Source organism: Curtobacterium sp. MCJR17_043, from assembly GCF_003224315.2.
GTDB lineage: Bacteria > Actinomycetota > Actinomycetes > Actinomycetales > Microbacteriaceae > Curtobacterium.
In genome coordinates this window covers 462,344-475,050 of record NZ_CP126259.1, presented here as the reverse complement: position 1 = coordinate 475,050, position 12,707 = coordinate 462,344, and the positions used below count along the sequence as shown (strand labels likewise).

The window sequence follows — 12,707 nt, the reverse complement described above, 5'->3', positions numbered from 1 at the left end:
ACCTGCGAGAACGGTCGAGCGGAGGTCCCGCCGGCTGGTGTTCCGCCGGCGACTCCTGACGAAGGAGCACGCTCCAGCCCGGGCCCGGAACGACCGCGACGCTACCCGCGGAGCCCGAACACCTGCAGGAGTTCCGGGAGCAGGAGGAGTATCGGCAGGACACTGAGGACGGTGAGCACCGCGCCGACGACGACGCCGGTGACTGCCAGCCCCCCGGCCGTTCTCACCGGTCCTCCTGATCTGCGACAGACCGATGATCCCGACGACGATCCCGCCGACGGGAACGACGAAGCCCAGCACGAGCGCGACGATCGCGAGCACGTTCGTCGGGGCCGCGGCTACCACGGCTGGCTTGTTGAGTTGCGACACAGGAGCCGTCCTTCGTTCTCAGCGGGAGCTTACCGAGGCTGCAGCGCGCATCGCGGCGAACAGTGCAGCATCCGAGGGCCCAGACCCGAGGTGGATACGATCGTGCGCGCCACCCGGTCCGTCCGAGGCTGAACGGTGTCGCGGTGGTGCGGGTGGACGATCCGCATGGTCGAGGGGGAAGAGCATCGTGGTGCGTCAGAAGAAGAACCAGTCCCCGACGCCCGGAGCGCCTGCGCGTCGACACGTCAGCCGGATGGTCGCCGCCGGTCTCGCGATCGCGGTGTCGGCAGTGGCCCTGGTCGGGATCGATGCGACCGCAGCACCGGCGGAGAGCGCAACGCTCGACGCTCCTGGGGTGCACACCGTCGCCATCGAGTCGAACGCCTCGGCAGCGACGGTCACCAAGGTCACCGCGACCAACACCGTCACCTCCACCGGCACGGCCGTGCGGACCACCCTGACGGTCGAGAACACCAGCTCGGTGCGGAAGCCGGCTGCCCACGCCTGGCTCTACCTGTCCGCCGGCAGCAAGAAGTACACGCTCGGCCACGTGACCGTGAAGCCGCTCGCCGCCGGCGCGAGCACCACGGTCCGCGCGATCCACAGGTCACCCCTCCGCGCGAAAGCCGGCAAGTACAGGGTCCTCGGCTGCACCGGGGTCTACTCCGTACAGCGATGCCGCACGTCTGCCACGACCGTCACGAGCAGACCCGCGTCCCGCGCACGTCCCGAACCGGGTGTGATGCTCGACGTCGCTCGCGCCTACTACCCGGTGGCGCTGATCAAGCGGTACGTCGACCTGCTGGCCGACAACGGCGGCCGTTTCCTGCACCTGCACCTCACCGACGACCAGAACGTCGGGATCGAGAGCGACGTCCTCGGCCAGACCCCCCGCGAACGCCGATCTCCACGACGGCGTATACACGAGCCGCGTGACCGGCCGTCCGTTCCTGAGCGCAGCACAGGCGCGGAAGATCGCGGCGTACTCGGCCCGGAGGGGCATCGCGATCGTGCCCGAGGTCGACACTCCCGGCCACATGGCAGCCGCGTTCGCCCTGCTCGAGGCGCGACACGGCAAGGAGTGGGTCGATCGCATCCGTTCGGGCGAGAGTGAGCTCGACACATCCGCGCCCGCCAGTCTCACGCTCGCGACCGAGCTGGCAGCGGAGGTGACGCGGACGTTCCCGTCCAGCCGCACCGTGCACATCGGTGGTGACGAATGGGGCGGTGGCGTCACTGCCGCTGACCGCGTCGGGTGGTTGAACGCCATGGCGGCCGCTCTCGGCGATCGTGAGGTCTGGGCCTGGAACGACGGCATCGACCGGGCTGCGGTGAAGCGACTGGATCCGCGCATCCACGTGACGTACTGGAGCTTCGACGGCGACACCGAGGACCCTGCGGAGCGCCGCGAACGCCGACAGCGGCGAGCGGGTGCCACCGACCTGTACGCCGCGGGGATCGAGCTGCTCAACTACAACTCGTACTACCTCTACGAGGTGCCGAGCGACCTCGACGAGGCCGACAGCGACTACACGGTCGCCGATCTCCGGGAGAACTGGTCACTCCGGACGTGGGACGGCGAATCGGGTGCGCTCCTCGCTGCTCCGATGGCGGGCGCGGCGGTCGCGATCTGGGGAGAGGACCTCGAGGACTCGCCCTCCGATGACCTCCTGCGATGGAGTACGCCGCACGTGCTCGCCATGATCGACAAGGCGACCTCGTGATCACCACCACCCGCCACCATCGGTAGGAGGACCCGTCACGGAGCGACCACTCGACCACTCGTGCAGGTAGCCCGTGGACGGGTCGTTCTCGCCGAGGAGGCTCCGCCGGTCGCGTGCGGGTCTGGACCGGAGGGACTGACGAAGAAGCGAGCACGCCAGATGCTCGCGGCCGTCGGTCCGACCCGAACAGGGGCCTGCAGCGGCGACGGCGCATTCACTAGCCTCACCGCGTGAGTCGCCCGGCGCTGAGAACCTCCGTCCACGTCGTGCGTGCGATGATGCCGGCCTACCGATGGCAGTACGAGACGTTGCGGTGGGTCGGACTCGGGCTCGTCGTGGTCGGTGTCGTCCTGTCCGTGCTCGGGACGGGGGGTCGTCGGCGTGCTCGCCGTGGTCCCGGTCCTGGGCGGTGGCGCGCTGTTCACCGTGTCGACCGTCCGGTGGTGGAACCTCGCCGTCGACACCGCACGGGCGATCCGCGCCCAGGACGACCTCCGCGCCTGGCCGGTCGCCGGCGACCCGACGGTCTCCGTCGCCGCCGTGAGCAGCGCTCGGCGGGTCGCGCTGGTGCTCAGCGCGACCCTCTCGGTCCTGGCGCTCGTGGGGGGGCCGGTGCTCAGGGCCTCCCGGCGCCCGTCCCCGCACAGTCCACGGCAGCACGCCCCGCCGTCGTGGGCGAGCCCACACCGACACCGACCGTCGCCGCGACCCGCGGCGCCCGCGGCTTCCCCGTCCCGCCGTTCGCCGTCGAGGGCGGTGCCGTGCGCATCGGGCAGGTCGAGGACGAGGACGCGTGGTGGGCACTCTGCGGAGCGGCCATGGGCGACTCCGACTGTCTGGCGTGGGGCGTCGTCGCTTCCGTCGAGTGCGACCTCGACCTGACGATCAGCTTCGCCGACACCGAGACCGGGCCGATCGCTCGCACCGAAGTGCGATCGGTGCGTGTCCGACCGGGGACACCGGCGTTCATCGCCTCGGTCGGTGAGGAGTCGTGGAGCAGCATCGACGCCGCCGGGTGCCGACCGCGACCGGTGATCGACGACCACGTCGCGACCTGGTTCCCCACCCTGGACCACGAGGCCCAGCCCGAAGGGTGCTGGGACCTCGGTTGCGTCGGCTTCGACGTCATCCCCGGCCGCGACTGCGCGCGAGCCGACGTGCAGTTCGCCGTGTACGACGACTACGGCGCCACCGGGAACCCGCACGACCTCGTGATCCCCGTCGAGCTCCACGAGGACGTCCCCCCTCACCGTCTGGGCGGGCGGCGTCGAGAGTTTCGAGGGCGACGCCGTCCTCACCCGGATCTCCTGCCCGGCTGAGCCGGACGCCCACCGCGCCGGTGTCGCAGCGTCAGCAGCGACCGCGCGCTGACAGGTCCTCGACGAGAGTCGTCCCACTGGAGGGGTGGCCCTCGGCCCGGAGCGGCGGGGTCACCAGCCCGGCCGGAGCGACGGCAGGATGTCCTGGTGCCCTCCGCGTCCGACACCGACCCCCCGCCACGTGCGTCGAGCCGTCGACCGCGACATCGTCCGCCTCGCCCTGCCCGCACTCGGCGCGCTCGTCGTCGAACCGCTCTTCCTGCTGACCGACACCGCCCTCGTCGGGCACCTGGGCGCGACACCACTCGCCGCCGTCGGGGTGGCGAGCGCGGTCCTGCAGACGGTGACGGGCCTCCTGGTCTTCCTCGCCTACGCCACCACGCCGGCCGTGGCCCGGGCGCTCGGCTCCGGTGACCGCCGCGGCGCCGTGCACGCTGGCATCGACGGTATGTGGCTGGCGCTCGCGCTGGGGGGTGGTGCTCGCGCTCGTCGGCTGGCCGCTCGCCGGGCCGCTCGTCGACCTGTTCGGGGCGACGCCCGGGGTCTCCGCGGCCGCCACGGCGTACCTCACCGTCTCGCTGATCGGGTTGCCCGGCATCCTGGTCGTCACGGCCTCGACCGGGCTGTTCCGCGGACTGCAGGACACCCGCACCCCCCCTCGTCGTCGCGAGCGTCGGCTTCGTCGCGAACGGTCTGCTCAACGCGCTCCTCATCTACGGGTTCGGCTGGGGCGTGGAGGGGTCGGCCGCGGGCACGGTCGTCGTGCAGTGGGCGATGGCCGCGGTGTACGTCGGCATCGCCGTCCGCGCCGCCCGGGCATCGGGCGCACCGCTCCGGCCCGGCGCCTCCGGGGTCGTACGGGCGCTGCGGTCCGGCGCGTGGTTGTTCCTCCGGACCGCGTCGTTGCGGGTCGCGATGCTCGCGACGATCGCCACCGCGGCCGGCCTCGGCACGATCGGTCTCGCGACGACCCAGATCGGGCTGACGGTGTTCAGCACGCTCGCGTTCGCACTCGACGCGCTCGCGATCGCCGGACAGGCGCTGGTCGGGCACGCCCTCGGGGCGCGGGACGCCGGGCGCGTCCGCCTGGTGACCGGGAGGCTCGTGGTGCTCGGGATCGTCGGCGGCGTCCTGCTCGGGGTGCTGACCGCCGCTGCCAGCGGCGTGCTCGGGCCGGTCTTCTCCGACTCCGCCGACGTCCGGGCGGCCCTCCCCCCTCGTGCTCGTCCTCATCGCGGTCGGGCTGCCGGTCGCCGGCTACGTGTTCGTGCTCGACGGGGTGCTCATCGGTGCGGGTGACGCCCGCTACCTGGCGCTCGCGGGCGTCGTGAACCTGGTCGTGTACCTGCCGCTGCTGTGGTGGCTCGGGGACGGGCTGGCGGCGCTGTGGGCGGTGTTCTCGTTCGGGTACATCGGCGTGCGGGCGGTGACGCTCGGGGTCCGGGCGCACCGGCCGGGGTGGATCGCGGCGGCTCTGGCACGGTGACGACGCGGTCCGCCGGCTGCGGGCCGACCGGTCGACACGCCGGTGCCCGCGAGGTCGGGACTCTCAGTCCCGCTCGATTGCTGCGAGCCCCTCCCAGAGGTGTGCGATCGACGCGGCGCCGTCGAGCAGCATCCCGACGTCGATGCTCTCGTCGCTCGAGTGCCAGTGGTCCTCGGGCAGGCCGGTGCCGATGAAGAGGACCGGTGCGTCGAAGGTGCGCCCGAGGAGCTCCGCCGGACCGCCGCCCGCGTTCCCCATGCGTCCGGCGGTCCCTCCACCGTGACCTCGTTCCATGGCGCGGACGAGCGCCTCCAGTGCCGGCCCGTCCGGGGTCACGTAGGGGTCCTGGCCGGACTCCTCCGGGATGGTCAGCTCGTACTCGACCCCGTCGGGCATCGTCGATCCGACGAAGCGGCGGAGTTGGTCGGCGACGGCCGCGACGTGCTGTCCGGGGACGGTGCGGATGCTGATCTCCGCCGTTGCCTCGCGGGGGGATCACCGCCCGGGGGGAACCCGGTCGGGTCGCCCGCGAGCAGGGTCAGCACCTCGATGGCCGGTCGTGCCCAGAGACGTTCCTCGACCGTGTGACCGGACTCACCGGTGACGCTCCGGGTCTCGGTGCGCTCGAGCCACACGTCGGTGTCGAACGACAGGTCGCCGAGCTGCTCCCGGCGCTCGTCGGTGAGTTCCTCCACGTCGTCGTAGAACCCGGGCAGCGCGATGCGTCCGTCGTCGTCGTGCAACGCGGCCAGCACGGTGACGAGTGCGTGGACCGGGTTCGGTGTGGGTCCTGACGCGGCACCGCTGTGCACGTCGCGCAGGGGCCCGGTCACGGTCAGGGTGGCGCCGGTCATGCCACGCATCGACGTCACCACCGCCGGGTCCCCGTCCTTCCACTGCAGGGTGTCCGAGAAGACGACGACGTCGCACGACAGGCGCTCGTGTTCCTGGTCGAGCAGCGAGGCGAAGTGCGTCGACCCCAGTTCCTCCTCGCCCTCGACGACGTACTTCAGGTTCACCGCCGGACCGGCGTCGCCCCGTCCGGCGAGGTGTGCGCGGAGACCCCAGAGGTGCGCGACCACCTGTCCCTTCGCGTCGGAAGCGCCCCGCCCGTACAACCGCCCGTCGCGCAGCACCGGCTGGAACGGCTCCGTCTCGGCCCACTCCTCCGGCTTGGCGTGCCGGACGTCGTGGTGGCTGTAGACCAGGACCGTCGGCTTCGCCGGATCGACGATCCACTCGCCGACCACGGTGGGTGACGGGCCCGCCCAGAGGATGTCCGTGGTGAGCCCGACCTCGCGCATGGCCGCTGCGAGCCACCGGGCGGATCGCTCCACGTCGATGGAGCGCTCGGGCTGGGACGCCACCGACGGGATCCGCACCCAGTGCTCGAGCTGGCCGAGCACCTCCTCGCGGTTGTCGGCCAGGAAGCGACCGACACCCGAGGGGTCGGACGGTCCGGGCAGGGGCAGGGAGGGCGTGGAGTCCATGGTGTTCGGTCCTGACGTCGAGGGTGTTCCTCGCACACGGTCCCCCCCGTCAGGGGCCGAGGCGTCACAGACGGCTCGCACGGCGGACATGGGCCACCGAACGCGGGAACGGGGAGGGGACACGGTGTCGGACGCCTTGGCTGAGGGCATGCGGACCATCGGTGTCGAAGAAGAACTGCTCCTCGTGGACGGGACCACCGGAGCGCCGGTCCCGATCGCGGACCTGGTGCTCGAACGTGCCCGGGCGGAGCGGCTGCCGCTCGACGGCGCGGAGTTCGCCGGTGAGATGCAGCTGGAGATGCTCGAGGTGATCACACGTCCCCACTCGACGCTGGCGACGCTCGGCCGGCAGGTCCTCGACAACCGTGCCCTCGCGATGCGGCTCGCCGGCGAGCACGGTGCCCTCGCGGCGCCGCTCGCCAGCTCGCCGCTGCCCACCGTCCCCCACCTGCGTTCCTCCGACCGGTACGAACGGATGGTGCAGCGGTTCGGCGCGGTGCCCCGGCACAGTCTCACCTGCGGACTGCACGTCCACGTGGCCGTCGAGTCCGACCACGAGGGCGTCGCCGTCCTCGACCGCATCCGGACGTGGCTGCCGATCCTCATCGCCCTGACCGCGAACTCGCCGTTCCACGCCGGTGAGGACACCGGTCACGCGAGCTTCCGGTCGGTGACGTGGAACCAGTGGCCGACCGCCGGACCAGCGGAACGGTACGAGACGGTGGCCGGGTACCGGGGGGTCACCGCCGCGATCAACGGGACCGGAGCCCTCCTCGACCCCGCGATGCTCTACTTCGACGCCCGACTGTCCCGCAACCACCCGACCGTCGAGGTGCGGGTGACGGACGTACCGCTCGACCCGACGATGACGGTCGCCGTGGCCGGGCTCGTGCGGGCGCTCGTCGACACCGCGGTCGACGAGTGGCACGCCGGGAAGCCGCCTGCCGCCACGCCTGCCTGCATCATCCGGCTCGCGAACTGGCGGGCCGCGATCGAGGGACTCGACGGACACCTCGTCGAACCGCTCACCAACCGGCCGCTCCCCGCGCACGAGGTCGTCCTGATGCTGCTCGAGCACCTCCGACCCGCCCTGACGGTGAACGGCGACGACCAGCTCGTCGAGCACGCCGTCCACCAGGCCTTCGTCTCGGGCAACGGGGCGACCCGGCAGCGCGCCGTCCACGCCACGTCCGGGGACCTCGGGCAGGTCGCCGTCCGAGCCGCAGGCGCGGAGCCGACCCCGTCGACCCTCCCGGAGACCGCCGTGCGGACCCCACGGTGACGACCGCAGCGTGCGTCGTCCGGGAGCCGCGACCGCTCGCGTCCCGTCCCGTCATGCCCGGAGCAGGTCCGAGCCGGATCCCGCGGGTTCCGCCCTGGAGGCCGCTCCGGAGTCCGCATCACGCGGCACGTCCACCAGTGCCCCTGTGCAACCGCGGACATGACGGCGAGAGTGGCCCCACTGCCGCCGGATCGTCGACGCAGCCACCGATCGACGGAGGATCCCCATGACGCAGACGACGACACCGCCGGCCCTCGGCGAGGAACCCGACGAACTCCTCGGACGTCGTCCGCTGCGCACCGGCATCCGTGCCGTCAACTGGCACACGTCGACGGACCACAAGACGATCGGCAACCTGTACCTGGTGACGGCGTTCGGCTACTTCTGCGTCGCCGGGCTGATGGCCGTGGTCATGCGCACCGAGCTCGCGACACCCGGACTCGACGTCATCGACACCCGTGAGCAGTACAACCAGCTCATGACCATGCACGGCACGGTCATGCTGCTGCTGTTCGCGACACCACTGTTCGCGGGCTTCGCGAACGCGATCATGCCGCTGCAGATCGGCGCACCGGACGTCGCCTTCCCCCCGACTCAACGCCCTGTCCTACTGGATGTACGCGTTCGGCAGCGCCATCGCGATGGGCGGCTTCCTCACGCCGGCGGGCTCGGCGTCCTTCGGCTGGACGGCGTACGCGCCGTTGTCCGACACCACCTTCGAGCCCGGACTCGGCAGCACCCTCTGGGTCGCCGGCCTGAGCATGACCGGGTTCAGCACCATCCTCGGTGCGGTGAACTTCATCACGACGGCCATCACGATGCGCGCTCCCGGCATGACGATGTTCCGGATGCCGATCTTCACGTGGAACGTGCTCATCACGTCGATCCTCGTGCTGATGGCGTTCCCCGTGCTCGCAGCGGCGTTGTTCGGGCTCCTCCTCGACCGTGCCTTCGACGCGCAGATCTACAACCCGGCCAACGGCGGCCCGTTGCTCTGGCAGCACCTCTTCTGGTTCTTCGGCCACCCCGAGGTCTACGTCATCGCACTGCCGTTCTTCGGCATCGTCTCCGAGGTCTTCCCGGTCTTCAGCCGCAAGCCGATCTTCGGGTACAAGACCCTCGTCTACGCCACCATCTCGATCGCCGGACTGTCCGTCACGGTCTGGGCGCACCACATGTTCGCCACCGGAAGCGTGCTGCTGCCGTGGTTCTCGCTCCTCACCATGCTCATCGCGGTCCCGACCGGCGTGAAGATCTTCAACTGGGTCGGCACCATGTGGCGCGGCTCGGTGACGTTCGAGACCCCGATCCTCTGGGCGATCGGGTTCCTCGTCACGTTCACCTTCGGCGGCCTGACCGGGGTCATCCTCGCGTCACCGCCACTCGACTTCCACGTCCACGACAGCTACTTCGTGGTCGCGCACTTCCACTACGTCGTCTTCGGCACGGTCGTGTTCGCGATGTTCTCCGGCTTCTACTTCTGGTGGCCGAAGCTGACCGGCAAGATGCTCGGCGAGCGCCTGGGCAAGATCCACTTCTGGATGCTGTTCATCGGGTTCCACATGACCTTCCTCATCCAGCACTGGTTGGGCGTGATCGGCATGCCGCGCCGGTACGCGAGCTACCTGCCGAGCGACGGGTTCACCTGGCTGCACCAGGTCTCGACGGTCGGTGCGTTCCTCACCGCCGCCTCGATGCTGCCGTTCTTCCTCAACATCGTGCAGACGATGCGCCACGGACAGCGCGTGCGGGTCAACGACCCATGGGGCTACGGCCGCTCGCTCGAGTGGGCCACCTCTTGCCCGCCGCCTCGGCACAACTTCACCGCGGTCCCTCGTATCCGCTCGGAGTCCCCGGCCTTCGACCTCAACCACCCCGAGGCAGGCGTCCCCGTCGGCGTCGGTCCGGCGATGGACGCCCCGGACGCAGCCACGCACGACCAGGCGAGCGGCAGGACCCGGAACGCGTCGGGCACGGGCCAGCAGTTCTGACCACGGATCCCACTCCGCTCCCTCCGGACCGCCGCGCTGTGCGGGCGGTGGTCCCGCTACGGCGCCGTCTCGTCGCGCGGAGCGGTGGCGGCGAGTGCCGTCGTGCGGCGTGGCGGACCGGGCTTGGGACGGAGGTCCGTCACGTCGCCGTCCTCGCGCGTGACGACCAGCCCCCGGGAACTCGAAGCGGAAGCGGCGAGTTCCCGCAACCACCGCTCGTTGATCGCCGGGACACGACTGCCGTCGAACTTGAAGTGCACGAGGACGTTCGGGTGCAGCCAGATCGAACTCCGCCCGGACCCCACGTCCGCGGCGTCCTTCCACGACATCAAGAACGCCTCGCCCCGACGCAGCTTGTTGACGATGACGATCTGGAGATGGGTGAGCGTGCGGTCGTCCACGACGACGACCAGACTGTCGTAGCTGATGAATCCCATGCCGACCTCGCCAGGCCACCGGGTGATGACGGGAGCCGCCGCTGCTCGAACCACCCGGTAGCTGGGAATGGCTCCTGGGCCGTGTTGCTTGGATGGCCGGTAGCCGCAGCCTACTCGGGCACGGTCGACAGACGGGAACCCCTTGCGCCGGATCACGATGACCGTCGACGGCACGTCGCACGCGCTCGCGCAGGGCCAGGACCTGCACGCGCTGGAAGCAGCCGTGGTGGCGGCGGATCGTGCCGGCGCCGACGTCGTGACGGTGACCCTCTACGGGAACCGGGCACTCGACGTGGTCGTGACCCCCCCGGGGTGGCGATTGCGTTCGAGGTCGAGGACGTCCCCGACGAGGACCGCGACGACGGCGACCTCGACAACCCGTTCGACGTCCCGGACTTCGAGGCGTTCGACGGGTAGTCGCGGTGACCCGCGGCGCGGGCGGACGCACGCGCACGGCCGCGGGCCGCTCGCCCATCCGCCCACCGACGGACCGCACGCGGTCCACGCCGTCAGTCGCGCTGTCGCCCGCTCGGTGGTCCCGTTGTGTCGCCGATCCGCAGCTCGGACCGGAACGACGCCGGCTCGGGCGACTCCCCCTCGAGCATGGCGAGTGCGGCGCGGGCTGCCGCTTCGCCCTTCGGCACGAACGGCTGCACGAGCGTCGTCAACTGCCGGATCGGGGATCGGTAGAGCAGGCTGTCGTCCACGTGGATGCCGTCGAAGCCCACGACGCTGACGTCCTCGGGGACGCGGAGTCCGGCGTCGAGCGCGGCCGAGATCACCCCGACCGCGAGCAGGTCGCTCTGTGCGACGACCGCGGTGGGGGGCTCGACGCCGGGGGTGAAGAGCGCCGCTCCGGCGATGCGGCCCTCCTCGACCGAGCTGCCTGCCGACGCGATCGCCGGTGCGTCCGGGTAGACGTCCCGGACGCCGCGGAGTCGCTCGGTCGTGGTGAACGCGGACGATGCGCGCTCCCGCTCGGCGCTGACGGGACCGCGCTCCCGGGCGCTGTCGAGGGGCAGGGTCACGACGGTGACCTGCCGGTGACCGAGGTCGTGGAGGAACGCGGCAGCCCGTCGGGACGCGTCGCGGTTGTCGAGGTGCACGGGGACGGCGCCCTCGATGGCGTCCGCCTCGATCGCGACGACGGGGATCGAGCGTCGCCGGAGGACGGCGACCGCCGGGTCGATCCGGACGTTGCACCCGATGAGGATGACGGCGTCCATCGGGGCGTCGACGAGCGGTGCCATGCCGCGCTCGTCGTCGAGCGGGCTCCGGACGAGGAGCAGCGACACCCCCCGCGGCTCCGGCGACCTCGGCGATGCCGTCCAGGGTGAGGACGTTCACGGGGTCGCGGAACGCGTCGCTCAGACGGTCGTCGAGCACGACGCCGATCACGCCGGACCGCCCACGCCGGAGGGAGCGGGCGCGTGGGTCCGGTCCGTCGTAGCCGAGCTCGGCGGCGACGGCGAGGATGCGCTGGCGGGTGTCCTCGGACACCGGGCCGGTACCGCTGAAGGCGAGGGAGGCGGTGGACGGCGCGACGCCGGCCGCACGGGCGACGGCGGCGAGCGTCGGGCGCGTGGGGCGACCGGACCGGGAGGCCCGGGGTGCGCCCGCAGCGTCGGGTCTCCGGGCAGCGTCGGCCGTGGGGGCGTCGTCCGGACCGTCGGTGCGGTCCACGCCCGGGCGGGGGGCCCGACGCGCCGGGGTCACTTGCCGTGTCGTCCATCGCTCGTTAGCGTAACGGCTACCCCCTCCTCGAATCGATTCGATCGGACAGTTCCATGACGACGGCCGGTACCCGCCCCGCTCCGACGACCCGCGCCTGGCGCAACGCGGTGTTCGTGGTGTTCACCCTGTCCGGGCTCGACATCGCGACCTGGCTCGGACGCGTGCCGAGCGTGCGGGACTCCCTGGACGCCTCGACCTTCACGATGGGCCTGCTCGTCCTCGGCATGTCGGTCGGGTCGATCGCCGGCCTGACCTTCGCCGGCCACATCGTCGCGAGGCTCGGTGCCCGTCGCGGTGTCCTCGTGGCCGCCGCGTGCCTGGCGCTCGGCATGGTGGCCGCGGGCATCGCCGTCACGATGGACTGGGGCTTCGCCGCGATCTGGATCTGCCTCATCGCGTTCGGGTTCGGCAACGGCCTGTGCGACGTGTCGATGAACGTGTCCGGAGCGACCGCCGAGCGACTCGGCGGCCGGACGATCATGCCGCTGTTCCACGCGGCGTTCAGCGTCGGGACGCTCGCCGGCGCGGGCATCGGCGCCCTCGCCGAGCGCTTCGAGGTCCCGGTCGCGCTGCACTTCGTGGTCGTCGGCGTCATCACGAGCCTGGCGATGCTCGTCGCCATCCGCTGGTTCGGCGAGGACCGGCACGTCGAGCCCGAGCCGACCGACACCAGCCCGGTGGCACTGCCGGTCTCGCGGTGGGCGATCTGGAAGCAGCCGTCGACCCTCCTCATCGGGGTCGTCGTGCTCGGCATGGCCCTGGCCGAGGGCTCCGCGAACGACTGGCTGCCCCTCGCGATGATCGACGGCCACGGCCTGGCGAACGACGGCGGTTCGGCCGTGCTCGCCGTCTTCCTCGCCGCGATGACCGTCGGT

The 12,707-nt window shown here is 71.5% G+C and carries 8 protein-coding genes and 5 pseudogenes; 7 read left to right on the top strand and 6 right to left on the bottom strand.

Translation table 11 applies throughout. The annotated features are described in order from the left end of the window. Positions 1 to 101 precede the first annotated feature (101 nt). Positions 102 to 227, bottom strand: a complete 126-nt coding sequence (locus tag DEJ15_RS02440; protein ID WP_284175547.1) for a hypothetical protein — start codon at positions 225 to 227, stop codon at positions 102 to 104. 26 nt (positions 228 to 253) lie between these two features. Here DEJ15_RS02440 and DEJ15_RS17475 point away from each other — a divergent pair. The 4 genes and pseudogenes from DEJ15_RS17475 to DEJ15_RS02420 form a co-directional block, all read left to right on the top strand. Then, positions 254 to 1,231 (top strand): annotated as a pseudogene (locus DEJ15_RS17475) (family 20 glycosylhydrolase); the annotation flags it as partial. 70 nt (positions 1,232 to 1,301) lie between these two features. Next, positions 1,302 to 2,093 (top strand): family 20 glycosylhydrolase, encoded by a 792-nt coding sequence (locus DEJ15_RS02430; RefSeq protein ID WP_284175546.1) that lies wholly within the window; start codon positions 1,302 to 1,304, stop codon positions 2,091 to 2,093. 275 nt (positions 2,094 to 2,368) lie between these two features. Beyond that, on the top strand, positions 2,369 to 3,412 hold the full coding sequence (locus DEJ15_RS02425; protein ID WP_284175545.1) for a hypothetical protein: 1,044 nt from the start codon (positions 2,369 to 2,371) through the stop codon (positions 3,410 to 3,412). A gap of 139 nt (positions 3,413 to 3,551) precedes the next feature. Then, positions 3,552 to 4,898 (top strand): annotated as a pseudogene (locus DEJ15_RS02420) (MATE family efflux transporter). A gap of 63 nt (positions 4,899 to 4,961) precedes the next feature. Here DEJ15_RS02420 and DEJ15_RS02415 read toward each other — a convergent pair. Further along, on the bottom strand, positions 4,962 to 5,294 hold the full coding sequence (locus DEJ15_RS02415) for a zinc-binding metallopeptidase family protein (protein ID WP_284175544.1): 333 nt from the start codon (positions 5,292 to 5,294) through the stop codon (positions 4,962 to 4,964). Beyond that, on the bottom strand, positions 5,267 to 6,388 hold the full coding sequence (locus DEJ15_RS02410; RefSeq protein ID WP_284175543.1) for a M20/M25/M40 family metallo-hydrolase: 1,122 nt from the start codon (positions 6,386 to 6,388) through the stop codon (positions 5,267 to 5,269). The genes DEJ15_RS02415 and DEJ15_RS02410 overlap by 28 nt, the downstream gene beginning before the upstream one ends. 124 nt (positions 6,389 to 6,512) lie before the next feature. Here DEJ15_RS02410 and DEJ15_RS02405 point away from each other — a divergent pair, with 124 nt between their 5' ends. Together DEJ15_RS02405 and ctaD are read left to right on the top strand one after the other, a co-directional pair. Continuing rightward, on the top strand, positions 6,513 to 7,670 hold the full coding sequence (locus DEJ15_RS02405) for a carboxylate-amine ligase (protein ID WP_284175542.1): 1,158 nt from the start codon (positions 6,513 to 6,515) through the stop codon (positions 7,668 to 7,670). 226 nt (positions 7,671 to 7,896) lie between these two features. After that, positions 7,897 to 9,661: pseudogene (ctaD, locus tag DEJ15_RS02400) on the top strand (aa3-type cytochrome oxidase subunit I). 56 nt (positions 9,662 to 9,717) lie between these two features. On the opposite strand, the gene DEJ15_RS02395 reads toward ctaD, so the two are convergent. The 3 genes and pseudogenes from DEJ15_RS02395 to DEJ15_RS02385 form a co-directional block, all read right to left on the bottom strand. Then, positions 9,718 to 10,098 (bottom strand): DUF7882 family protein, encoded by a 381-nt coding sequence (locus DEJ15_RS02395; protein WP_181419483.1) that lies wholly within the window; start codon positions 10,096 to 10,098, stop codon positions 9,718 to 9,720. 509 nt (positions 10,099 to 10,607) lie between these two features. After that, complete coding sequence (locus tag DEJ15_RS02390; protein ID WP_284175541.1) at positions 10,608 to 11,393, bottom strand: substrate-binding domain-containing protein; 786 nt, start codon at positions 11,391 to 11,393, stop codon at positions 10,608 to 10,610. Positions 11,394 to 11,604: 211 nt separating this feature from the next. Continuing rightward, a pseudogene (locus DEJ15_RS02385) lies at positions 11,605 to 11,781 on the bottom strand (hypothetical protein); the annotation flags it as partial. 104 nt (positions 11,782 to 11,885) lie between these two features. Here DEJ15_RS02385 and DEJ15_RS02380 point away from each other — a divergent pair. Further along, a pseudogene (locus DEJ15_RS02380) lies at positions 11,886 to 12,656 on the top strand (MFS transporter); the annotation flags it as partial. Positions 12,657 to 12,707 lie beyond the last annotated feature (51 nt).

Excerpts from the sequence above, each read along its gene's own strand:
- DEJ15_RS02395 (WP_181419483.1), bottom strand. The coding sequence starts at position 10,098 with ATGGGATTCATCAGCTACGACAGTCTGGTCGTCGTCGTGGACGACCGC.
- DEJ15_RS02425 (WP_284175545.1), top strand. The coding sequence starts at position 2,369 with ATGATGCCGGCCTACCGATGGCAGTACGAGACGTTGCGGTGGGTCGGA.
- DEJ15_RS02410 (WP_284175543.1), bottom strand. The coding sequence starts at position 6,388 with ATGGACTCCACGCCCTCCCTGCCCCTGCCCGGACCGTCCGACCCCTCG.
- DEJ15_RS02415 (WP_284175544.1), bottom strand. The coding sequence starts at position 5,294 with ATGCCCGACGGGGTCGAGTACGAGCTGACCATCCCGGAGGAGTCCGGC.